Source organism: Aliiroseovarius sp. S1123 (assembly GCF_023015885.1).
Classification (GTDB): Bacteria; Pseudomonadota; Alphaproteobacteria; order Rhodobacterales; family Rhodobacteraceae; genus Aliiroseovarius.
In genome coordinates this window covers 1-23,326 of record NZ_JALKBE010000008.1, presented here as the reverse complement: position 1 = coordinate 23,326, position 23,326 = coordinate 1, and the positions used below count along the sequence as shown (strand labels likewise).

Here is a 23,326-nt window from a genome sequence, read left to right as displayed (position 1 = left end):
AGGACAGGCCGGGGCGACCCGGCCTTTTCTTTTGGTGCGTCATTTCAACCTTGCCCGCCTGCGTGCGCCCTGCTCTAACAAAGGCATGACCAAGACCCATGCCCGCCTGACCCCGCTTGCCGACAGCCTTCCTGCAACCGTGCCCTTCGTTGGCCCAGAGACACAGGAACGCGCCCGTGGGCGTGATTTTGCGGCGCGATTGGGCGCGAACGAGAACACCTTTGGGCCGTCGCCCAGCGCAATCACCGCGATGGCCGAGGCCGCAGGGGATGTCTGGATGTATGGCGACCCCGAAAACTTCGATCTGCGCCACGCGTTGGCGGATCACCACGGCATCGCGCCCGAGAATATTCTGTTTGGCGAAGGGATCGACGGAATCCTTGGCTATCTGGTGCGGCTGATCATTGGGCCGGGCGACAAAGTCGTAACCTCGCAGGGCGCGTATCCGACCTTCAACTATCACGTGGCCGGCTTTGGCGGCGTGTTGGAGACAGTGCCCTACAAAGACGACCACGAGGATCCCGAGGCACTGATCGCCAAAGCGGCCGAGGTCGGGGCCAAGCTTGTGTACATCGCGAACCCGGACAACCCGATGGGCACATGGCATGATGCCGAGACCATCCAGAGCATGATCGACGCGGTACCCGATGGCTGCCTGTTGGTGCTGGACGAAGCCTATATCGAATTTGCCCCGGAAGGCAGTGCGCCCGCTCTGAACACGAATGACCCACGCGTAATCCGTATGCGCACGTTCTCGAAGGCATACGGGATGGCAGGCGCACGGGTGGGCTATGCCGTTGGGCAGGCCGAGCTGATCACCGCCTTCAATAAAATCCGCAACCATTTCGGCATGTGCCGGATCAGCCAGGCGGGGGCGTTGGCCGCTTTGAACGACCAAGAGTATTTGGCGCAGGTGGTCGCGAATGTGGCGCAGGCGCGCGCCCGGATCGACCAGATCGCGCGGGATAACGGCCTGACCACCCTGCCCTCGGCCACCAATTTCGTGGCGGTGGATTGCGGGCGGGACGCCGAGTTCGCCAAGGCCGTATTGGATCAATTGATTGCGCAGGATGTGTTCGTGCGCATGCCCTTTGCGGCCCCGCAAAACCGGTGCATCCGCATTTCAGCTGGGCAGCCGAACGAACTGGATGTCTTCGCAGCGGCCCTGCCCAAAGCACTGGCCGCCGCCCGCGCCTAAACCTCGGACATCACCTGTGCAGCGGCGGGCAACGCGCCCGCGCCATGCGGGATGCCCAGCGCGGTCAAGCCCGACTGAATTGCGGATAGCGCGCCCATCACCATCGGCGCGTTCACATGGCCCATATGGCCCAGACGGAAAAACCCGTCGCCTTTCTGGTCCTCGGGCGTCGACATGCCAAGGCCGATGCCAAGGGTGACGCCCATGTTCTGCTCGGTCCAGTCGCGCAGCGCAGTGCCATGCGGTGCGCCGATATGGAGCGAGGTCACGGCATTCGAACGATGCGCAGGATTGGTCACATTCATCTGAAGCGGACCATCCGAGCCCCACGCATCAAACGCGGCCCAGATCGCGCGGGCCAGATGCGCGTGACGCGCCCAGACGGCATCCATTCCGCCTTCCTCGGCAATCATCGCCAACGATTCGCGCAGGCCATAAAGGTGATGAGTCGGAGCGGTACCGCCGAAATACTGATAGAAAAGGTCCGGGTTGGCGCGCGGCTCCCAATCCCAATAGCGCGACACGCGCGGATGGACGGCGCGGACGGCAGCGGCTTTGTCATTGAAGAAGACAAAGCCCATTCCCGGCGGCACCATCAGCCCCTTCTGCGACGCCGCGACGGCGACATCCACGCCCCAATCGTCCATTTCAAAACGATCGCAGCCCATGGACGCAATGCAATCGACCATCAACAGCGCCGGGTGCCCGGAAGCGTCCATCGCCGCGCGTACCGCCGCCACATCGTTCCGGATCGAGGTCGAGGTGTCCACATGGGTCAGAAGAACCGCCTTCAACTTATGCGCAGCATCCGCGCGCAGAAGCTCTTCGACACGTGTTGGATCGACAGGGGCCTTCAGGCCGAACTCTGCGATGACTGGCTCAATGCCCAGCCCCGAAGCCATTTCGTGCCACCCATGCCCAAACCGCCCCGTGCAGAGCGACAGCACCTTGTCTCCGGGGGCCAGCGTATTGGACAGCGCAGCTTCCCATGCGCCATGACCATTGGCGATATAGATCACCGCATGGTGTTGCGTGCGTGCGACCGATTTCAGCCCGTCAATCAAGTCGGGCATCATATCCACAACCTCGCCCGCATAGATGTTGGGCGCGGCGCGATGCATCGCTTGCAACACGCGATCAGGCATGACGGAAGGACCGGGAATGGCCAGATGGGAACGACCGTAGGATAGGGACATGGGCTGCTCTTTAACTTCTCCGGCCTTAAGCGGTAATGCGCGACCCTGATTGCGTCAACGTCGTTGTCAGGGTCGCCTGCTTGTTTGTGGCGCGTGGACAAGCTACATCCGGTAAGTACCCCTTTGGGCGGAAATTTGAATTTGGATCGAGACCGCATGTTCAAGAGCTTGTATGCCAAGATCAAACAACGCGAACGTGCGTGGAAGAACGGGTTCGGGATGGATATCTCGACCCCAGAAGCACGGCGTGCGGCACGGCTGCGCAGCAACATCATCGATCATTCCTTCATTCGCCGGATCCTGCCCAATCGCTATCAGCTGTCGCCAGATGCATGGCGGTCGAACCAGCCCGATCCGGTGCATTTTCCAGCGCTTCAGGCTGCAGGAATCAAGACGGTGATCAACCTGCGCGGTGAGAGCCAATTTTCGCACTACCTGTTCGAAGTCGAAGCGTGTCGCGACTATGGCATGACGCTGATCAACCACCAGATGACCGCATATGCCGCGAAAGAGCGCGAAGTTTATCTGGAACTGCTGGACATCATGGAACGTGCCGAGAAGCCATTTCTGGTCCATTGTAAGTCTGGCGCAGATCGCACTGGCATCGCGTCTGCGCTTTATCTGCTGGACCAGTGTGGCGCGACGATTGACGAAGCGCGCGCGCAACTGTCCTTGAAATACGCCCACCAACGCTGGTCGAAAGCGGGTATTCTAACTGCGATGATCAACGCCTATGCCGACCATTTCAAGGACGACCCGATCTCGGTCCGCGATTGGTTGACACAGCATTATGACCCCGAGGCAACGACCCAAGCCTTTCAGGCGAAACGGAAAAAGTAATGAGTTCTGAGACTGCCCGCACCGACCAGAAAGAAATGATCCGCTGGCTGTGGAAAGGCTATATGCGCGCCTATCGCCTGCCCTTGACGCTGGCGATGCTGTTGATGCTGACCGAAGGGCTGGCGCTGGGTGGTCTAAGCTACATGATCAAGCCGATGTTCGACGTGGCGTTTTCGTCCGGGTCGACACAGGCCATCATCGGGGTCGCTTTGATCGTGGCCGCCATCTTCGTCACACGCGCCTTTGCCGCCTTCGGGCACCGCGTGCTGATGGTCCATGTGGGCCAACGTGTGGCCGCTAAACTGCAATCTGACATGATTGCACATATGCTGACACTGGATAGCGACTATTTCCGCGACAACTCGCCCGGTACGTTGATGGAGCGCGTACGCGGCGACGCGCAGGCGATCGCCACGATTTGGGAGGTCGTTCTGGCCGCTGTCGCCCGCGACGTGGTGTCCTTGCTGGCGCTTTTGGGCGTGGCGATGTCCATTGACTGGCTGTGGGTCGTGGTGGCCGTGGCGGCGGCGCCTGTCCTGACCTATCCGATGGGCATCCTGCAAAAACGCGTGCGCAAGACGACGACGGATAGCCGGGGGGCTGCGGCCCAGATTTCGACCCGGTTGGACGAGATCTTCCATGGCATCAACTCGATCAAACTGTCAGGGACCGAGAAGCACGAACAGTCCCGCGTCGACCGCGAGATCGACGTCTTCGCGAAGACCCACCTGCAAAGCCAAGCCAATCAGGGGGCCATTGTTGCGCTGATCGACATCATCGCCGCAATCGGATTTTTCGGCGTACTGGTCTATGGAGGGCTGCAGATCAATGCGGGCGTGAAGACCGTGGGCGAGTTCATGAGCTTCTTCACCGCGATGGCGCTGGTCTTTGATCCGCTGCGCAATCTGGGCAAAGTGTCCGGCGGCTGGCAGGCGGCGATTGCCAGCATGATGCGGATCCGTGACGTGTTCGCCCAGCGCCCGTCGATCCTGTCCCCGACCAAACCAGCCGCCCTGCCTGCGAAAGCCGCACAGGCGGATATCGTGCTGGACAATGTGAATTTTGCCTATGGCGACACGCCGATCCTGCGCGGTACCAGCTTCACCGCCGAGGCCGGAAAGACCACCGCCCTTGTGGGCGCCTCAGGGGCCGGGAAAAGCACCGTGTTCAACTTGCTGACCCGTCTTGCTGACGCCAAGTCCGGCAAGGTCAAAATCGGGAAAACCGACGTAACTGCCCTGCCGTTGGATCAGCTGCGCGGGCTATTCTCGGTGGTCAGCCAAGAGGCACTTCTGTTTGACGAGACCCTGCGCGACAACATTCTGATGGGGCGCGAAGGCGTGGATGAGACGGCGATGAAACACGCGCTGGACACGGCGCATGTCTCGGATTTCATCCCACGCCTGGAACATGGCTTGGACAGCCCCGCCGGCCCGCGCGGGTCGAACCTGTCTGGTGGGCAGCGCCAGCGGGTTGCCATTGCACGCGCCGTGTTGCGCGATGCCCCGGTGCTGCTGTTGGACGAGGCGACCTCGGCACTGGACACGAAATCGGAAAAGCTGGTGCAAGAGGCTTTGGACACCCTGTCCAAGGGCCGCACCACACTGGTCATTGCCCACCGTCTGTCCACCGTGCGAGATGCTGACAAGATCGTCGTGATGGATCATGGCCGTGTGGTCGATCAGGGCACCCATGACCAACTGTTGGAGCGCGGGGGCCTGTATGCTCAGCTGTATAATCTGCAGTTTCAGGATGGCGGCGGCGACGTGCAAGATACTACGACCACGCGCAAAGATAAGATCTATCTGCCGAAGGAAGCCAAGGAGCCGCCCCGCTGGTCGTTCCGCGGCATTCTGTCGGGCAGCTTGTGGCGCAAGCGCAAGGACTGACCCTTGGACACACAGGAGAGCAACATGACAGACCGCACGGTGTTGAAGGTCTCGGGCGCAGATCGCGAAAGCTTTTTGCAGGGGCTGGTGTCCAATGACGTGAAGGGGCTGAAGGACGGGTTGGTCTACGCGGCCCTTCTGACGCCGCAGGGCAAGTATCTGGCCGATTTCCTGCTGGTCCCGGCCGAGGATGCCATTCTGATCGACGTATCCACGAATCTGGCACGCTCGCTGGCGCAGCGTCTGACGATGTACAAGCTGCGTGCGGATGTCTCGATCGAGGCGACCGATATCGTGCCTGCCCGTGGGTTGGGTGAAACGCCCGAGGGCGCCTTCGCTGATCCCCGCCATGCGGCGCTGGGGTGGCGTGCCTATGACGGGCGCAACGGTGACACGAGCGCCGACTGGGACGCCATTCGCGTGGCGCACTGCATCCCGGAAAGCGGAGTGGAACTGACCGGCGACAGCTATCTTCTGGAAGCGGGTTTCGAACGGCTGAACGGCGTAGACTTCCGCAAGGGCTGCTATGTCGGGCAGGAAGTGACAGCGCGGATGAAGCACAAGACCGAGTTGAAAAAGGGTCTGGCGACGGTATCCGTCGAGGGGGAAGCCCCTGTGGGCACAGACATCACACGAGACGGAAAACCTGTGGGGACTTTGTTTACCCAATCAAGTGGTCAGGCGATTGCCTATCTGCGTTTTGATCGCGCAGGTCCCGACATGCAGGCCGGGGACGCGGTGGTCAGCTGGAAGGGCTAAGGGGCTCTGCCCCCGCATGATTTTCCTGCGGAAAGTCATGCTCCCCCGGGATACTTGAGACAAGAAAAAACGGATTAGGCGTAGCGCCATTTGCCATGGCCAATGCCGTCCAGCGTGTAGGCGCCGACGCCATAGCGGATCAGGCGCAGGGTTGGGTGGCCCACAGCGGCGGTCATGCGGCGAACCTGACGGTTTTTACCTTCGGTGATCTTCAACTCGATCCAGCAATCGGGGATGGATTTGCGTACGCGGATGGGCGGATTGCGCATCCATAGCCCGGCAGGTTCGTCGATCCGGCGGGCGTTTGCGGGGCGAGTGCGCCCGTCCTTTAGGTCAACGCCGTCGCGCAGCGCTTGAAGGGCGGTCTCGTCCGGAGTGCCCTCGACCTGCACCCAATATGTTTTTGCAAGCTTATGCTTCGGGTTTGCAAGTTTCGCCTGAAGCTTCCCATCATCCGTCAGCACCAAAAGCCCTTCGCTGTCGCGATCAAGGCGGCCCGCCGCATAAACACCCGGCAGATCGATATAGTCCGACAAGGTTTGCCGGTCGCTGCCGTCGTTCCCCTTGTCGGTGAACTGCGACAGAACGTTGAAGGGCTTATTGAAGAGGATCGTGGTCATCTGGGCCTCAAACACAAAGGGCAGAGCCTGCGCCCTGCCCTCTTTTGGGGTATCGCCAAGCGCTTAGGCGCGTTCCGAATATTCCATGGTTTCGGTGTTGACCACGATGGCCTCGCCTTGTGCCACAAAGGGCGGCACCGAAATGCGTACGCCATTGTCCAGCACGGCCGGCTTGAAGCTGTTGGCGGCGGTCTGACCTTTCACGACTGGCTCGGTCTCTTCGATGACACAGGTCACTTTCTGCGGCAGGGTCGCGTTCAGGGCCTCGGTGTCGTAGAACTCGACCACGATGGTCATGCCGTCTTGCAGGAAGGGGCGGCGTTCACCCAGCAGGTCGGCCGGGATCTGGTTTTGTTCATAGGTCTCGGTGTCCATGAAGATCAGCATGCCGTCATCTTCATAAAGGAATTGCTGGTCCTTTTGTTCCAGACGAACACGCTCGACCTTGTCCGCCGAGCGGAAGCGTTCGTTCAGTTTGGAACCATTGCGCAGGTTCTTCATCTCGACCTGAGCAAATGCGCCACCTTTGCCGGGCTTGACGTGGTCGACCTTCACAGCAGCCCACAGGCCGCCATTGTGTTCAAGCACGTTGCCGGGGCGAATTTCGTTTCCGTTGATCTTGGGCATATCCTGAAACCTTCACAAAAGGTTGAAATTTCTTGGCCCGATCCTATATCTTGCAGGCTTGTCCCTGGCAAGCACGAGTGAAACGGCCAATTGTAACAGCTATGCAACAAGTGCATGGCTGCCATGTGATCCAGGGGATACCGAATCACGCAGAAAAAGCCATATTGGCCGCTACGCCAGAAACCGCAAGAGCAAGAATAACAAAGGACGACCATGCTGGACTCCGTAGACGGTACCGCTTTCAACAACGAACAAGGCAACCGCGCGCGCAAGCTGTTTGCTGCTGTCGTGCTGGCTGCGTTGGACGACGCCATTGCTGATGACAAGAAATACGGCAACGGCCCCGATCAGATCGCCCGCTGGGCCCGCTCGCGCGATGGGCGCGAGGTGTTGAGCTGTGCTGGCATCGACCCGAACGAGCGTGTCGTCAGCGGTCTGATGGACTTCGTCTCCAAAGGCATTCGTACCTCGGTTGCGCTGAGCCGCGAGGAAAGCGAGCGTCGCAACGCCGCCACCGCGGAAGCCGCCTAAGGTACATACGCAGAATACTCCAAGGAAAGCGCGTCCCGTTTGGGGCGCGTTTTTCGTTTCAGCCCTTCCCAATGTCGGAACAGGGCTGGAGCGTGCTTTGAAAAGCGCCTAAGTCTGGGCCATGACCAAGGCGATTATGATCCAGGGCGCGGGCTCGAATGTTGGGAAATCCCTGCTGGTGGCAGGGATTGCGCGGGCGGCTGTGAAGCGCGGGCTGAATGTGGCCCCATTCAAGCCGCAGAACATGTCAAACAACGCGGCCGTCACCGTGGATGGGGGCGAGATCGGGCGCGCGCAGGCGCTGCAAGCGCGGGCCTGTGGGCTGGACCCGATTGTGGACATGAACCCGGTTCTCTTGAAGCCCGAGACCGACACCGGGGCGCAGGTCATTGTGCAGGGCAAGCGCTTTGCCACGATGAAAGCCCGCGACTATGGCAAGGCCAAGGCCGAGCTGATGCCGCGCGTATTGGAGAGCTTTCACCGTCTGGGCAGGGGCCGCGATCTGGTTTTGGTCGAGGGCGCAGGCAGCCCTGCCGAGGTCAATCTGCGCAAGGGCGACATTGCCAATATGGGCTTTGCCGAAGCTGCCGACCTGCCCGTCGTGCTGGCTGGTGACATTGATCGGGGTGGCGTGATTGCCCAGCTGGTGGGCACCCATGCCGTGTTGCCCGACGAGGACCGCGCGCGGATCAAAGCCTTTCTGGTCAACAAGTTTCGTGGAGACCCCACCCTGTTCGCCGATGGTGCCGCCGAGATTGCCCGCCTGACCGGCTGGCACGATCTGGGCACCTTGCCCTGGTTCTCGGATGCGTGGCGCCTGCCCGCCGAGGACGTGATGGACATCACCACCCGCAAAGGCGGCGCCTTCAAGATTGCCGTGCCGCGTCTGAACCGAATTGCCAATTTCGACGATCTGGACCCGCTGGTGAATGAACCAGATGTCACGGTCGAGATCATCGAGCCCGGCCGCCCCCTGCCCGGCGATGCTGATCTGGTGCTGATCCCGGGTTCGAAGTCCACCATCGCCGATCTAGCGGACTTCCGCGCGCAGGGCTGGGACATCGACCTGACCGCCCATATCCGGCGCGGCGGGCACGTTCTGGGCATCTGTGGTGGCTATCAGATGCTGGGAACCGAGATCATCGACGCCGACGGCATCGAAGGCCCGGCGGGGCGCGTGGCCGGGCTGGGGCATCTGGACGTTGTCACGCATCTGGAACCCCGCAAAACGCTGGCGCTGACCCAAGCCACCCACTTGCCCTCGGGCAAAGTGGTTGAAGGGTACGAGATCCATCTGGGCCGCACGGAAGGCCCGGATTGTGACAAGGCCTGGCTGTCAGTCGGCGACCGCCCGGAAGGCGCTAGCAGCAGCGACGGGCGCATTCAGGGCTGTTATCTGCACGGGCTTTTCGCAGCAGACGGCTTCCGGCGTCATTTCCTGAACGGGCTGGGCGCGCAAACCTCAGACGTTAGTTTCGACGCGCAGATCGAGACCAGTCTAGACGCGTTGGCCGATCATCTGGAAACCCATCTGGATATTGATGCCCTACTGGCGTTAGCCCACTAAGCCTCAGAACACTCTGCCTTTTTCGTAAGACACGAATACCCTGACACGCGCTCGGCGCATTCGTGTCGCTCTAGATCTCGGGTCAAAGGTGGAAAGCTTTAGTCGAACTTTTCCAAAGACAAAGCGCGGGTCACTTCGCGACGCACCATCCGGCGGACGGCCTGGGTGATCTTCACGCCCATTTCGCCTTTCAGCTCTTCTCGCACAATCCGCGAGACGATCTCTTGTAGGTGGTCTTCGTCGATGAAATCGCTGTCGTCATCGACGATCTCGGCCATGGGCGCGTCATCTACGCTTGCGGCCATGACCTCGGTTCCTAGGCTGTCATCAGCCGGTTCATCCGTCAGATCATTATCGTCGGCCTCGGCGAGAATAGGCTGGTCTTCGGCCTCGTCTTCTGGCGGGACGTCACCGTCGGCCTGAAGCGGCTCGACCTCGACAAACTTGGGATCTTCGTCGTCGATGGCGTCGTCGCCAGAGGCCAGCCCAACCACGCCTTCGACCTCAGGTGCATCTTCAACTGCGGGCGCCACGGCGTCGATCGCGGATGCTTCGGCTTCAAGTGTGGAAACCTCTTCCTCGACCATAATCTCGGGCTTGGCAGCGTCTTCAACAGCTGTTTCCGGTTCAACCTCGTCAGAGGGCGAATGCGCCGCCACGCTCGTCACGCGCTGATGGAGAAAAGCCACCTGTGCGGTTTCACCCAATGCGTCGCTGTCCCAGTTATCCTCGAAATCAACCTGTGTGTCCGCAGGGGGCATCGGCATATCCGACGTGCTTTGCAGCCCGGGCTCGGCCATGTTGGTGTCAAAGGACAGAACAAACGGAGGGGTCGCGTCGGCATCGTCGGACAGCTCAACCACTTCAGCGGCAGATGGATCACCCTGCTCCAGCAACTCAACAGGTATATCGCGCCCTGTTGGGGCATGCTTCGAGACGATCGGCGTGTCGTCATTGACGGCGTTCTCAGGGTCGCCTCCGAACACGCGGAAGGCAGGCGTCAGGATCAACTTGTCATCTTCAGGCGCGGGCGATTGAACCTCGTCCTTTTGGTCGGGATCACCGGCAGCAATCAGACGACGGATCGAGGACAGAACATCTTCAATTTCTGCGTTCGAGACCGGATCCGACATATGGCACTTCCTATTTGACTGCGACACACCGCGGGAATCCCGGTGTGTTTCATGTCAGACTAGCCAGTTCAGTCCAACCAGACAACAGCCACAAGTAGAAACCTGCGACAGCGAGGCAAATCACACACGCTGCGCAAGTCTCGGAAAGTGCTTTACTTCTTACCCAGCGCCTCGAGCACGAGGTCCAGACGCTGGCCCTGAGGGCTGACGCGGTAGATCGGCGCGGATTTGACGGTGTTGTAGTAGGCTTCGGGGTCGAAAGCGACGACGCCGAGATTCAGGTACTCGGCCGTCAGAAGACCCATCGAGGACAACAGAGAATAGACAGCAAGGTACTGATTCGATTGTGCGGTGATGCGGGCGGCTTCTGCATCGAGCAGCTCTTGCTCGGCATTCAGAACATCCAACGTGGTTCTCGAGCCCAGAGATGCCTCTTCCCGTGCACCGCGCAGAGCAACGCGGCTGGCGCGGATCTGACGATCTGTCGCTTCAAGCGAAGCCGATGCGATGGCCAGTTGCGCCCATGCGTTTGCAACCCCCTGATCAACGGCGATGCGCGCCTGACGCAGGCCTGCCTTTGCGGCGTCGATCTGAGCAATCGATTTGCGATACTCAGCGGATTTCAAACCGCCGGAATAAATATCGCCCTGCAGCGCGATGCCGACGGTGGTGTTTGTGCTGTCCGCGCTGGACGAAGCCGAGGTCCGGTCCATCCAAGTCGCGCTGGCCGAGCCCACCAAGGACGGTTTCATCGACGCTTTCGAAATCTCTGCAGCCAGTTCGGTTACGCGCACATTGTGTTGTGCGGCAAGCAGATCAGGATGACGTTCGCGCGCAATGGCCTTCGCGGCATCCAGCGTTTTTGCGGTCATAGGGAAGCGCGGCGGTGCCGACAAAGTGCCTGGGTAATGCCCGGTTGCGGCACGATACTCTTCACGCGCAATCGCAAGGTTGCCTTGCGCCGAAGCCTCGCCTGATCGCGCGGCAGCAAGACGCGCCTGCGCCAGCGCGACGTCAGTCTGCGTGACCTCGCCCACTTCGAAGCGGTCATTCGCAGCCCGCAGCTCCTGCGTCAGAACACGGACCGAGTTGGCCTGAAGCTGAACGTTCTCGCTTGCCGAGCGGACATTCAGGAACGCGTTGACCGCGCGTAGAAGCACGCTCTGCTCGACACCGACAAGGCTGTCACGCGTCGCAAGCACGGCTTCTTTCTGGGCTTCAACCGCCATTTTACCACGGCCAAAGTTGAACAACAGGACCGAGGCCGTAAGCGTTGCCGACGTGCGCCAATAGTCGTCATTTGGTACAAGCGTGGTCGGGTCGATCCAAGTGTGCTGAATCGCGTAGCTTAGAACGGGGCGAAGTCTGGCCTGCGCAATCGCGACGTCTTCGTCCGCGGCGCGCAGCAGAGCTTGATTCTGATCCAGTAGACCGCTGTTCTTATAGGCCGACGCCATCGCGTCCGAGAGGCTTTCAGCATGGGCCGCCGGCGTGGCGACAAGCGCGCAGGCTACGGCCAGCCCGGTCAGCTTCGATTTAAACCCAATACGCATATTGCTCTCCTGCCTCTCAAATTCAGTGCGGGCGTGTCGTCGATCTTAAAGCGCGAACTCTTGTGGCGCTTCAAATCCAGCCACAACGGGGGCGCCGGCGTTGAAATTCGGCCGCCAGACCATGTCCCCATCAATCTTATACCCGATTTTTACAGTTCCCAACATCCCCTCGGCAAAGATGCAGGCAATGCGCCCGCCATCCTTGAGCTGATCCAACAAGGTTGCGGGTACGGTTTCCACTGCACCCTCAACCATGATCACATCATAAGGACCGTTCTTTTCGTTGCCCTCGACAAGCGGACCTGCGACCACAGCCACGTTGTCCACACCCTGAGCCGACAGAATGCCCTGTGCTTCGTTGGCGCGGTCTTCTGTTTCTTCCACCGCAATGACGAAATCCGCCAGACGCGCCAAAATGGCGGCGCTGTAGCCCAGGCCACAGCCCAAATCCAATACCAGCTCGTTCGGCTGCACGTTCAACGCATCCAGCATCTTGGCCAGAGTGCGCGGTTCAAGCATCACGCGACCATCATCCAAATCGATATTTTCACCGACATAAGCAGCCTCGCGTTTGCCATCCGGAACATATTCCTCGCGCGCGACAGTCAACATCGCATCAATGATCGGGAATTTGGTAACATCCGAGGGACGCACCTGCGTGTCGACCATCATGGTACGGCGTGCGGCGAAATCAGTCATGGCGGGCCTATGGTTCTGGGATCTTTGTTATCTTCTGCCACAGTTAGGCCGATGGCTGCAATCCTGCAAGGTGGTGCGACCTTATTGAGCACCGGATCTGGCGTTTTCTGAAACTTGTGCCGGAAAATCACACATCCAAGCACGAAACCGGGCTGGACATCCCCCCAAGACCCGCGCTAGAGAACCCCAACACCACGGATGGCGAGTTGGCGGAGTGGTGACGCAGCGGATTGCAAATCCGTGTACAGGAGTTCGATTCTCCTACTCGCCTCCAATAAAATCAATGACTTAGCTGATTTTTCCACTCCAAAATAGCGATACACACTTGATACACACTATACACACCTCAAACTGAGTGTGTTTGCGGTGTTGAACAGAGCGTTTTGAGCCTCAGCTGAGTCGGCGGCATTTTGAGCTCGTTATGAGCGCAATTGCTGTGTGCCACACACAAAAGCTCAAGATTTTTCTAATACTAAATCTGCAGAGTTTTCCTAAGGCTGCGCGAGCTGTATGCTGTGCTCATGTCACAGGATGCCCAAACCATCCACATCAGCGAATACGTGCGCTTGGACAAGCGTGAACGGAGTGCCAAATGGCAGGCGCGCGTCAAACTGGCTGACGGTTCGTGGCACCGTTTCTCTACAAAAACTGAGGACGTCAATCGCGCGACTGATATTGCGATGAAGTTCTTCTACACAGCTGAAGATCGCGCCAAGAACAACCTCCCTCAGAGCACTCGCAAGTTTAAGCGTGTGGCTGAGTTTGCACGGGATCGTATGCAGGAAGAGTTAGATGCGGGCGGCGGGCACATTGTGTTCAAAGACTATATCACCGCCATCGACAAATACCTTGTGCCCTATTTTGGCGGCCATGATGTCTCTAGCATTGATGCCAAGGCACTGGTGGATTTTGGCAAGTGGCGTACAGAGAAGCTGGGACGCAAAGCGCATCACAGCACCATCAATACGCACAACACAGCTTTGAACCGAGTTTTGGATGAAGCAGAGCAGCGTGGCTGGATCACACATGCTATACGTCCAAAGCCTATCAATGACGGCATAAAGACCAAAAGCCGGGGTAGCTTTACCCGTGAAGAATACCGCATGATCTATGAAGAGCTGCGGGAGTTCCACAAACTCACAGACAAACCCATCACGTCTGGTACACGCGAAGTACTGCGCAACTATGTGCTGATCCTCGCCAACACAGGCATGCGGCATGGCACTGAAGCCCTAGACCTCAAATGGAAGAACCTGCTGTGGCTGCGCGAAGATGATCAGACCTATCTAGGTCTTTATGTAGACGGCAAGACAGGTCAGCGCCCATTGGTCGCTCGAGATCGCGCAATACGTCCATTTGAACGCCAAGTTGAAATGAACCCCAAACTCAAAGACATGAGTTTGAACGATGTGCTGGAAGCCAAGCTGGATGACTATGTGTTTGTCACACCACTTGGACAGCGCGTTGCACGTGCCAATTTATCCCGCAATTTTGAAAAACTCTTGGAAAAGCTCGGGCTGGTCTACGGGGCAGATGGCAAGAAACGTACGCTCTACAGCTGGCGGCACTTTTACGCGACACTGGACCTACAGCGCGGCGTCAGTACGCATGTGCTCAGCCGTCAAATGGGCAATAGCACAGGCGTGCTTGACCGGTTTTACAGCAAGCTATCGCCCTTTATGAACCCAGGCCTGCACTCGGGGCGTGATTTGCGGAACGAGCAGCTTGAGCGTCGAAACACTGCGGCCATGCAGGAGCAGGAGTCATTACTTGCTGAACCCGATCTCGTTACTGCTAAGCTCAGTAGGACTGACCAGGCCCCTGCCCTATCTGCCGCGGCAAAAGCGTTTGATCTGTTCGACGCTGGTAAACTCAGTGAAAGTGCTTTGTTGATTGCGCTAGGCGTGTCGCGTGCGGGCTATGATCCAAGCGAGGAGCTGCGGCTAAGAGCATTGATGACATTTGAGGCCGAGAGGCTCAGTGAAGATGGCTTGACGCGCGTACTTGGCGGTTAAGGGCGGAAAGCGGGCATTCGCTGTGCGTTCCACAAACGTCTGCTTTGAAAACACCTTGTAATTGCGTGCAAATCTACACGCAGCTAATGTGTCTATATGACAACCGAAAATACATTTATATCGCCAGAGAGACAGGCCCTTTTGGACACCTACGATCGATCTGACCGGTCGGCCGTTGGGTTCTCGATGGACTATCCCGACGGTCTTTCTTCGGGCATGCATTGCCACCCAAAGGCTCAGTTGATCTATGCGGTTTCGGGGGTCATGCGGATTGAAACGACCGATGCGTTTTTTGTTTTGCCACCCACGAAGGCGTTGTTTTTACCCGCAGATGAACAGCACTCCATTCTGATGGAAGGAGCGGTTGCGATGCGTGAGTTGTTCATTGAGCCAACTTTCGCTGAAAAAGTAGCAACCGAGGCTCGGGTTTTCGCAGTGACGCCCCTACTGCGTGAATTGATTGTTGCCCTTTGCGACGAGCCCGTGGACTGGGATGAAAGCGGACGGACACCGCATATTGTAGCGCTGATCCTGAGCGAGATCGCCTCAGCTAAAACACTGTTCACAAAGCTCCCCTCGCCGAAAGAAGCACGTCTATCTCGTGTCGCAAACGCAATTTTGGAAATGCCGTCCGATCCACGATCCCTCGAAGATTGGGCAGAAACCTGCGGCGCTTCGGGGCGCACATTAGCGCGGCTGTTCTACAAGGAAACGGGCATGACCTTTGGACAATGGCGGTTGCAGGCGCGCCTAAATGCAGCGTTCATCATGCTGGCAACTGACGGTGACATTTCCAAAGTGGCACAAAAGGTTGGGTTCAGCAGTCAGTCTGCGTTCGGGGTCGCCTTCAAACGAACCTTTGGCCTGACGCCAGCGCAGGCTCGGACGCTACATCTGGGCTAAGCCATCAATTTTGTCAGTTTCACAACAAAGGTTGTCCATCTGTTTCGGCCCGAACTGTGCTTTGAAAAGCGCAGAACGATATAGCATGAGGGAACAGCCTATGACTGTTGAACTATTCAAAGAAATCGGCGTGATCCGATCCCATGAACTTCAAGATGGACCGATCACCCCGGGTCAAATCCGCCGCAAGGCTTTGGAAGCGGGCGACCTCTGGGTTGGCGAATGTCACGTAACGGCGCTTGATGAGCCAAGCCAGTGGCATCACCACAAGGACTTTGACAGCGTAATGTATATGCTATCAGGGCGTATTCGCGTTGATCATGGTTCTGGCGGCAAGGAGTCGTTTGAGTTGGGTGCTGGTGACTACGCGTATTTCCCACGCCGGCTGATCCATCGCTGCCAAATTCTCGAAGGGGATGACGATGTGCGCTACGTCTTCCTTCGCATTGGTAAAGGCGAAACCTTGGAAAACGTCGACGGCCCTGACGCCTAAGACATCCTGAAATACTAAGACCAAAGTGACTGATATGATCGAAGATCTCTCAAAGTGGACACCCCGCCCCAGACCCTCAACCGATGTATTTGAAGGACGCTTCGTGCGCCTCGAAAAGCTCAACGCCAACAAACATGCCGATGGTCTGTTTGACGCCTCTGCACAGCCCGACGGTGAAGAACGTTTCCGTTGGTTGCCCGATTTTCCGCCCAACGATCGCGCGGAGTTTTACGGGTGGGTCGAGAACGTCGCCGCAAGCGAAGACCCCATCTTTTTCGCTGTAATCGACAAGGCGACGGGTAAAGTGGCTGGCCGTCAGACCCTGATGCGCCTCGATCCCGCCAATGGCGTTGTAGAGATCGGCCATATCTATTGGGGCCCTCTCGTTTCTCGGACCCCCGCCGCGACAGAGGCGCTTTACCTCTTTGCGCGACATATCTTTGACGATCTGGGATACAGACGTTTCGAATGGAAATGTAACAACGAAAACCTCCCATCCAGACGCGCTGCTGAACGGTTTGGCTTCCGTCACGAAGGGGTGTTCCATCAGCATTTGATCGTCAAAGGCCGCAACCGCGATACCGCATGGTTCGCGATGCTCGATAAGGATTGGGCAGCACTGCGCCCCGCCTATGATGCGTGGCTGTCCGAAGATAACTTTGATGAACACGGCCAACAGCGTCGTAAGCTGGAAGATTTCCGAGCGGAGTTTGCTTCTCCCAGTGAGTGACAGCTAACCATTCGTCACCCAAACTGGACGCGCGATATCTGAAGCGTGAATGTTCAGTTTGGGCCGGACACTCCACTCAAAATTTGAGCTCACATTCGGTCTTAGCCCTTTGCTTTACACTTGCCAAACTGGCTTCAAGTCTCCGCTCACCTCTCGATGTCAAACGGCTTCCGCGGCCGGATATCCTCGAGCGCAGCATAGAACGCAGGCAACACCAGCAAGATCAAAACCGTTGCCGCCAGCAAGCCAAAAACAACCGAGATAACGAGTGGTTTCAACGTCTGGGCTTGCGTCGAAGTTTCGAACAGTAAAGGTGCCATTCCCATGATGGTCGTTGACACCGAGACAAAAATCGGTCGGAAGCGCGACCTGACAGCCTCTCCTGCGGCCAGTGCGGCAGAAAGCCCTTCGGCGCGGCGTTCATTGATGACGCCGACCAATAAAATCGCGTTGTTCACAACAATACCGGCAAGAGACGCGGCCCCAACGAGAGACGGCATGGAAATATTGTAGCCCATAAGGACATGGCCCCAAATCACGCCTAGAAAAGCAAGTGGGATGGTGATCATCACAATGATCGGCTCAACATAGCTTCGGAACTGGAAGCTGAGAACAATGTAGATACCTACCAAGCCGATCAAAAAACCGCGCAGGATCGAGGCGACGGTCTCGGCTGAATTTGCGGCTTGTCCTCCAACTTCGAAGTCAAGGCCTGGGGTTGCAGACACCAAATCAGGAAGAAAACCATCGACCAGTTGAGCGGTGATAGCGTCAGCGTTGCCGATGCGACCGTCTACGTCAGCAGCAATGGTTAGTGTCCTCAAACCATTACGCCGTGTGATGCCTCCCCATCCACGTGCCTCGTCAATGGTAACGATGCTCGATAGCGGCACGGTCACTCCGTCGGGTAGGGCAATTCTGAAGTCATTTAGGTCGGCGCGGGTAACGCGCTCAATATCCGGCAGGCGCACTTCAAGATCCCAAGCAAGATCACCGCGCCAGATTTCAGAAAGTTGGGTACCAAGAAAAGCGGCACGAAGTTGGCCAGCGACATCAGTGGCAGTCAGTCCAAGCGCCTCTGCACCTGGCAATAAGGTCAGTCGCAACTCAGTTGCGCCGGGTCGTAGATCGAGGATCGCGTTGCGTACGCCGGCGTAGGTTTCGAGTTCAGCCAAAGTAGTACGCCCTGCCGCTTCGAGCGCGACAAGGTCAACGTGTGTGAGGCGCAATTCAACAGCGATACCCTGAGGGCCAATCCCCGGCTCAGTCAGGATTAGCGATGATACCCCGGCCAATGAGCCGATCTCTTCTCGCCATAGAGTGACAATCTCATCCAAAGAATTTGCTCGGGTCTCAGCGCCAAGAAGGTCCACTGCAACAGTGGCTACATGAGCGCCATTTTCGCCTGTCGAAAGGTTGCGGCCAAGTCGGGTAATGCGACGGATCACGAGTGTCTGCGCCGCAGGCTGTTCGGGGGAAAGGCGTTCATTTACGCGGTCAAGAGCAGCCTCAACCTGCACAACGGCTTCTGTCGCTCGTGCCAGTGGGGTACCGGCAGGCAGCATCAATCGCGCCTCAAGAACATCGCCATCTATTTCAGGCATAGCCTCCCGCTTGACCACCCCTCCCACGAGAGCGCCAACTGTCAGGATTAGGGCCCCAATAGCGAGACCTGCAACCAGCCAGCGCGCCTTGATTGCTGCGTCAGCCAGACGGCCCACACCACGTTCACGCAAGGTATCGAAGCCTGCATCAAATCGAGTCCGGAAACGAGACGGAGTGGTCTTTTTCATTCCGCCTTTTAGGTGATGTGGCAATATAAAAAAGGCTTCGATAAGCGAAGCGGCGAGGGCCGCCAACAAGACGACAGGCAGAACTTCGAGCACGGCTCCCAATTCACCTGCCAAAAAAGCCAGAGGTAGAAATACTGCCAACGTCGTTAGGAATGACGATATAACGCCAGGGGCTACAGCTTTGACGCCTTTCGTTACAGTTTCGACTGTCGGATCTTCAGCGGCATGCACCGCAATGGAATCCGCAATCACAATAGAGTCGTCCATTACGATGCCGATAGCCATAAGAAGCGCAACCAACGTCATCATATTCAAGCTGAGACCAGTCAATGCCATCCAGAGGAATGCACCGGCAAAAGCAACGGGCAAGCCCATTGCCGCCCAGATCGCAAAGCCAGGGCGAAAAAACAAACTCATGACGATGACGACTAGAACAAGGCCGATCACCCCGTTCTGCACCAGCATCACCAATCGATCGCGGATGATGGATGTCACGTCCTGAACGACCTCAACCTTGATTGAGGCAGGTAGGCGATCCGTTTCCTCAACTACAAGCGTTGCCACGCCGTCCAGCACGCGCAATGCGTCTGCATTGAGCGCTTTCGCCACGTCAAGCACGATAGCAGGAGCGCCATCGACGAAGGCGCGATCGTGCGGCGGCTCGAAGCGCTCCTCGATCAACGCAACGTCGCTCAGCGTCAGAGTAGCACCATTCGGTAGCACCATAACGGGGATCGTGGCCAGCTCAGCAGCGGTGTCACGTTCAGCGGTGAAGCGCACAGTAAGTTCGGCACCATCTCCCTCAAGCGTTCCGATAGGCAGGTCAATGTTTTGCGCAGCGATAGCCATAGCAAGTGCCGCGGGTGTGAGCCCGTGGCCTTCCATTACTTTGCGCGAGACAGAAATTGTAAGGGTGCGGGTGCCCAACCCTCCGCGTGTAACACGGGCAACGCCAGGCAGAGCTGTCAAGCGGTCCGACAGTCCGTCTGCGTAGAAATCCAACTCGCTTAAGGGGAGATCGCCCGAGATGGCAACTGATGTGACAGGATCGGTGCGATGTAGTTCACGGACCACAGCCGGATCTGCGCGTTCTGGGAAGGTGTCGATGGCCGAAACCTCGGTCCGCAGAGAGTTAACGAAGCGCAAAGCATCATTGCCAGGCGCCATTGTGGCTACTGCTCGCGCGCGACCAGCCTGTGCGGTGCAGGTGAAGGTTTCTAGCCCCTCGACACTTTGCACACCGTCCCACAGGGGCGCGCAGATAGCTGTTTCCACATCCTCGGCAGCCGCCCCTCTGTAGGGTACGACAATCTCGGCTTCCACTGCGCGGAAATCAGGGAAGGTCTCGCGCAAAAGTCCAGGCGCCGCAAAGAAACCTGCAGCAAGAAAAAGAAGCAATAGAAGATTGCCCGCCGTCGGATGGCCCGTGAACCAACGTATCATTGATGAACCTCGATCGCGGTCAGCGCCATTCCAGGAATAGCAGGAGCGATGTCGTCGATGACGACAATGTCGCCCGGCTCGATCCCGTCGGCGATGACGATGCGCCCGTTCTGAGAAAGGGCAACTGAGACCGGACGCAATTCTAAGAGGCCACCATGACCCAAGACGCGTACCATTCCGCCGTGGAGCGCTGTTTCAGGAAGTACAACTGCGTCGGTGAGAGGCTCGCCTTCAAAGGAAATCAGCACTTGCATGTTTGGAACCAGCGGCAGGCGGCTTGGTGGGTTAGCTCCAGCATATGGATCATCAACGACCACCACGACCGGCACGGTCCGAGCGCGAGCATCAAGCGCCCCTTCGACCCGACTAATGCGGGCTGACCAGATCTGCGATGGATCTGACAGCGGACTTAGAACCACATCAACTTGCGTGAAGGGCATGGCGCGCATCATCTCTGAAACAGAGATTGTATCAGACGTGTCGCCAAACAAGCCACGAAAGCTATCGATCGGCAGATGCGCGACGACCTCAGCGGCAGCGATGCCATTTGCCCGGACAACGACCTGACCGGGTGCGACGGTTTGAAACCGCTCGGCAGCGACCTCGGTGACTCTTAGATCGAAAGGCGTCCTTATCTCGGTGTGCTCCAGTGCCCTCAAGGCCCGCGCAATTGCAGCTTCGCTACGTGCGATCTGTGCTGTGATCCGAGCCTCACGAGGCGGGATCAATGCGAGGCTGTTTTCCAGTTCGGCAACAGTGCGGCGTGCCAGTAGGGTTGCGCGCTCAGCATCATCAGCGCGGGACTGGGAAATCGTCTCCTGAGCGGCCAACGTGCTAATGCGCTCCAGATCAGCTTCGGCAAGAACGAGCCGCTCGCGTTCCAATTCCAATATCCGGGCAGTGTTGGTCGCTTCAGTAGCCAATTGCGCGCTTTCAGCGTTAAAAGCCAACAGGTCTGCCTGGGCCTGAGCCAAAGCAAGCTCGTAATCGGCAGGATCAATACGCAGCACCTTGGTCCCGGCCGGGATCAAGCGTCCGGGTTCCAAGTCGGGGTGACGCCAGATCACCTCCCCCTGCACCTCAGCAACCGCAACCCAGGTATCGGCCGCACGCAGGTTTCCCCAAACATTGATCGTGGGGCGAATAATTTCTGTCGCGGCCGTAATAACCCGGACTGGCAGAGCAGGCGCTGCACTCTCAATCCGATCTGGGCCGGGAGCAGACGAAATCAACCAGACGGCGACAGCGATACCAAGCGCGATGGGTGGTGCAGCAAAGAGCGGTGCTATACGCATGAGGTCATCCTTTCGCTACGCGCATCCGCGCCAACGTGCCATCGCGCAGCACGAAGTGGTGGTAGAATGCACCCACGACATGAAGGGCCACTAGCGCCAACAGCACGATTTTCATCACGTTGTGCCCCTGCGCAGCGGCCTCAACACCTCCGAACCACGCGACAGATCCGCTCACCGGCATCAGGATCATCAACGCATAGAGGCCAAAATGAGTGAGTTTGGCGAGCGCCCCCTGAAGCTTGTTGGCTTCAATTGCTTCCGGCACACCATGCCGGGCGCGCAGAGATATTCGCCACAGTGCAAAGAGCAAGACGAGGGCACCGCCCCCGACATGGGTAAAGACGAGCGGATCGAAGCCGATTTCCATCCCGTCAGTCACGCGATCCCACGCTGCCGAAATCGCACCCTTGAAGAGGTATTGCTGGGCGATCAACGCAAAGACCAGCCAGTGTAAAACTATTTGCAGGCGAGAATAGCCCGAGGGGACAGTTTTGACATTCATGGCAGGGACCTTTGTAACTGGACTGAAGACTCGGGATAGTAGTTGTTGGCGCCTCCCTTATATGTTAGTGAGTTATAACTAACAAGAGGTGACAAATGTCCAGCCGTCAGAGTGCTGAAGAGCGAAAGACGCAGATCGTGGCTGCGGTGTTAAAATTAGCCGATGAGATTGGCCCTGATCGGTTAAGTACAACAGATGTCGCACGCGCCATTGGCCTCAGCCAGCCTGCGATCTTTCGCCACTTCCCGACCAAAAACGAACTCTGGCTGGAAGTGGCCGAGTATATCGCGGAACAGCTAAATACAGCTTGGAGCGCAGCAGAACTCTTTGCTAATGGGCCGAATGATCGATTGAAGGCTTTGATCGAAGCGCAGCTATCAGAAATTGCCCACACGCCGGCCTTGCCATCAATCTTATTCTCCCGCGAATTGCAGGTAGAAAATCCTGGCTTGCGCAATGTGTTTCGCGAAATTCTCAGCGCGTATCAAAGTCGATTGGTTTCTGCGATCCGAGATCAGCAGGCGTCTGGGGATCTGCAGGGTGACGAAAGTCCCGAAGACATCGCCATTTTGCTAACCTCGCTTGTGCAGGGTATCGCAATCCGATGGACCCTTGGAGCACGTGGCTTTTCTCTCGTTGATGAAGGATTGCGCTTGTTTGACGTACAAATGGGGCTGCTACGCAGATAGAGGAGAGCCTTGTACGCTTCTGAGAAGCTGCGGCGCAGCGATCGGCCAGAGACCGAACGGCAGCTTTGGGCCGTAAGTGACAATCAAAGTAGCTCCACCGCTGCACTGAGTTGCTCCGCATTCACATCAATGTAGCGCTGTGTTGTTGAGATATGAGAATGCCCGGCAAGCTCAGCCAGCAAGCGCACACCAACGCCTTTGTTTGCTAGCCGCGTGATATATGTTCTGCGTCCCGAGTGACTTGATGCATCCTTTAGCCCTACTGCTTTATAGATATCCAAGAACAGCTGGCACATGGTATTGGCCGAGAAGTGTCCACCTTTTTGGCTTTCAAACAGAGCCCGATTTGGATCACTGAGGTTTAGTCCAGCAGCAAACTCTGCCAATGCTTTGCGCAAACGTTGGTTGAGATACACGGTTCGCGTTTTGCCGCCTTTGCTCTGCGCCGCGCTCAGGATGAACTGCTCACGCACATTGCCCTCTTCATCAAATACATCACCGCGTTTGAGTGCTGCCAGCTCCTTGGCCCTTAGTCCTGCGTAAAAGCTGAACAGGACGATGGTTTCGTCGCGAGTTGGATGACGGCGGCTACGGCAGTAGTGTAAAACTCGACGCAGCTGGGCTTCGTTGAGTGTTTGTGCCTGGCGCATAGTGTAATCCCCTCAAAACATAATCATTTGCTATAAATGACTGTAAAGTCTGAGGTTTCGGTTGGTCGACCTGATCCTCCCCCACTGAAGTGGTCCGCCCCTATAGTTAGGAAACGGAGGATCAGATATGGGAATCAAACGACACAAGCCTGAAGAGATTGTCACGAAGTTACGGCAGGTTGAGGTGCTTTGCGGCCAAGG

Annotated in this window: 21 protein-coding genes and 1 tRNA gene; 12 read left to right on the top strand and 10 right to left on the bottom strand. The window is 57.7% G+C overall.

Going from position 1 to position 23,326, the window contains the following annotated elements; all coding sequences use genetic code 11:
- Nucleotides 1-85 precede the first annotated feature (85 nt).
- Nucleotides 86-1,198, top strand: coding sequence for a pyridoxal phosphate-dependent aminotransferase (locus tag MWU53_RS13680; protein ID WP_247094214.1), 1,113 nt, complete (start codon nt 86-88; stop codon nt 1,196-1,198).
- On the opposite strand, the gene MWU53_RS13675 is transcribed toward MWU53_RS13680, so the two are convergent.
- Complete coding sequence (locus MWU53_RS13675; RefSeq protein WP_247094213.1) at nt 1,195-2,394, bottom strand: aminotransferase class V-fold PLP-dependent enzyme; 1,200 nt, start codon at nt 2,392-2,394, stop codon at nt 1,195-1,197. The genes MWU53_RS13680 and MWU53_RS13675 overlap by 4 nt on opposite strands.
- Nucleotides 2,395-2,550: 156 nt before the next feature.
- Here MWU53_RS13675 and MWU53_RS13670 point away from each other — a divergent pair, with 156 nt between their 5' ends.
- From MWU53_RS13670 to MWU53_RS13660, 3 genes are read left to right on the top strand one after another with little or no spacing between them, the layout of a single operon-like run.
- Entirely contained in the window at nt 2,551-3,234 is a 684-nt protein-coding gene (locus MWU53_RS13670) for a tyrosine-protein phosphatase (protein WP_247094212.1), read from the top strand.
- Nucleotides 3,234-5,123, top strand: coding sequence for an ABC transporter ATP-binding protein (locus MWU53_RS13665; protein WP_247094211.1), 1,890 nt, complete (start codon nt 3,234-3,236; stop codon nt 5,121-5,123). The genes MWU53_RS13670 and MWU53_RS13665 overlap by 1 nt, the downstream gene beginning before the upstream one ends.
- Nucleotides 5,124-5,147: 24 nt before the next feature.
- On the top strand, nt 5,148-5,882 hold the full coding sequence (locus MWU53_RS13660; RefSeq protein WP_247094210.1) for a folate-binding protein: 735 nt from the start codon (nt 5,148-5,150) through the stop codon (nt 5,880-5,882).
- 74 nt (nt 5,883-5,956) lie between these two features.
- On the opposite strand, the gene MWU53_RS13655 is transcribed toward MWU53_RS13660, so the two are convergent.
- Nucleotides 5,957-6,502: a pseudouridine synthase gene (locus MWU53_RS13655; protein ID WP_247094209.1), complete on the bottom strand. Its 546-nt coding sequence runs from the start codon at nt 6,500-6,502 to the stop codon at nt 5,957-5,959.
- A 63-nt stretch (nt 6,503-6,565) separates the two neighbouring features.
- A complete protein-coding gene (gene efp, locus MWU53_RS13650) occupies nt 6,566-7,129 on the bottom strand; it encodes an elongation factor P (RefSeq protein WP_247094208.1) in 564 nt (187 codons plus the stop codon).
- Nucleotides 7,130-7,342: 213 nt separating this feature from the next.
- Here efp and MWU53_RS13645 point away from each other — a divergent pair, with 213 nt between their 5' ends.
- Entirely contained in the window at nt 7,343-7,660 is a 318-nt protein-coding gene (locus MWU53_RS13645) for a DUF6280 family protein (RefSeq protein ID WP_108856960.1), read from the top strand.
- 121 nt (nt 7,661-7,781) lie between these two features.
- Nucleotides 7,782-9,227: a cobyric acid synthase gene (locus tag MWU53_RS13640; RefSeq protein ID WP_247094207.1), complete on the top strand. Its 1,446-nt coding sequence runs from the start codon at nt 7,782-7,784 to the stop codon at nt 9,225-9,227.
- Nucleotides 9,228-9,325: 98 nt separating this feature from the next.
- Here the strand turns inward: MWU53_RS13640 and MWU53_RS13635 are convergent, their stop codons facing one another.
- The 3 genes from MWU53_RS13635 to MWU53_RS13625 form a co-directional block, all read right to left on the bottom strand.
- Entirely contained in the window at nt 9,326-10,360 is a 1,035-nt protein-coding gene (locus MWU53_RS13635; RefSeq protein WP_247094206.1) for a hypothetical protein, read from the bottom strand.
- A 152-nt stretch (nt 10,361-10,512) separates the two neighbouring features.
- Nucleotides 10,513-11,913: a TolC family outer membrane protein gene (locus MWU53_RS13630; RefSeq protein ID WP_247094205.1), complete on the bottom strand. Its 1,401-nt coding sequence runs from the start codon at nt 11,911-11,913 to the stop codon at nt 10,513-10,515.
- Nucleotides 11,914-11,958: 45 nt separating this feature from the next.
- Nucleotides 11,959-12,612, bottom strand: a complete 654-nt coding sequence (locus MWU53_RS13625; RefSeq protein ID WP_247094204.1) for a protein-L-isoaspartate O-methyltransferase — start codon at nt 12,610-12,612, stop codon at nt 11,959-11,961.
- Between the two features lie 200 nt (nt 12,613-12,812).
- Between MWU53_RS13625 and MWU53_RS13620 the strand changes: the two genes are divergently transcribed.
- From MWU53_RS13620 to MWU53_RS13600, 5 genes are all read left to right on the top strand, one after another.
- A tRNA-Cys gene (locus tag MWU53_RS13620) sits at nt 12,813-12,886 on the top strand.
- Between the two features lie 247 nt (nt 12,887-13,133).
- The gene (locus MWU53_RS13615) at nt 13,134-14,627 is read left to right on the top strand and encodes a tyrosine-type recombinase/integrase (protein ID WP_247094203.1); all 1,494 of its coding nucleotides are present in this window, start codon (nt 13,134-13,136) and stop codon (nt 14,625-14,627) included.
- Between the two features lie 186 nt (nt 14,628-14,813).
- Nucleotides 14,814-15,530 (top strand): helix-turn-helix transcriptional regulator, encoded by a 717-nt coding sequence (locus MWU53_RS13610; RefSeq protein ID WP_247094202.1) that lies wholly within the window; start codon nt 14,814-14,816, stop codon nt 15,528-15,530.
- Between the two features lie 100 nt (nt 15,531-15,630).
- Nucleotides 15,631-16,023, top strand: a complete 393-nt coding sequence (locus tag MWU53_RS13605; RefSeq protein ID WP_247094201.1) for a cupin domain-containing protein — start codon at nt 15,631-15,633, stop codon at nt 16,021-16,023.
- Between the two features lie 34 nt (nt 16,024-16,057).
- A complete protein-coding gene (locus MWU53_RS13600; RefSeq protein ID WP_247094200.1) occupies nt 16,058-16,753 on the top strand; it encodes a GNAT family protein in 696 nt (231 codons plus the stop codon).
- Between the two features lie 146 nt (nt 16,754-16,899).
- Here MWU53_RS13600 and MWU53_RS13595 read toward each other — a convergent pair whose 3' ends face one another.
- The 3 genes from MWU53_RS13595 to MWU53_RS13585 are packed head-to-tail and all read right to left on the bottom strand — an operon-like array spanning nt 16,900 to nt 21,786.
- Nucleotides 16,900-19,989, bottom strand: coding sequence for an efflux RND transporter permease subunit (locus MWU53_RS13595; RefSeq protein WP_247094199.1), 3,090 nt, complete (start codon nt 19,987-19,989; stop codon nt 16,900-16,902).
- A complete protein-coding gene (locus MWU53_RS13590; protein ID WP_247094198.1) occupies nt 19,986-21,284 on the bottom strand; it encodes a hypothetical protein in 1,299 nt (432 codons plus the stop codon). Before MWU53_RS13590 ends, MWU53_RS13595 begins: the two co-directional genes overlap by 4 nt.
- 4 nt (nt 21,285-21,288) lie before the next feature.
- On the bottom strand, nt 21,289-21,786 hold the full coding sequence (locus MWU53_RS13585; RefSeq protein ID WP_247094197.1) for a cytochrome b/b6 domain-containing protein: 498 nt from the start codon (nt 21,784-21,786) through the stop codon (nt 21,289-21,291).
- A 95-nt stretch (nt 21,787-21,881) separates the two neighbouring features.
- Here MWU53_RS13585 and MWU53_RS13580 point away from each other — a divergent pair, with 95 nt between their 5' ends.
- A complete protein-coding gene (locus MWU53_RS13580; protein WP_247094196.1) occupies nt 21,882-22,475 on the top strand; it encodes a TetR/AcrR family transcriptional regulator in 594 nt (197 codons plus the stop codon).
- A gap of 83 nt (nt 22,476-22,558) precedes the next feature.
- Here the strand turns inward: MWU53_RS13580 and MWU53_RS13575 are convergent, their stop codons facing one another.
- Nucleotides 22,559-23,125 (bottom strand): tyrosine-type recombinase/integrase, encoded by a 567-nt coding sequence (locus MWU53_RS13575; protein WP_247094195.1) that lies wholly within the window; start codon nt 23,123-23,125, stop codon nt 22,559-22,561.
- Nucleotides 23,126-23,326: the final 201 nt, after the last annotated feature.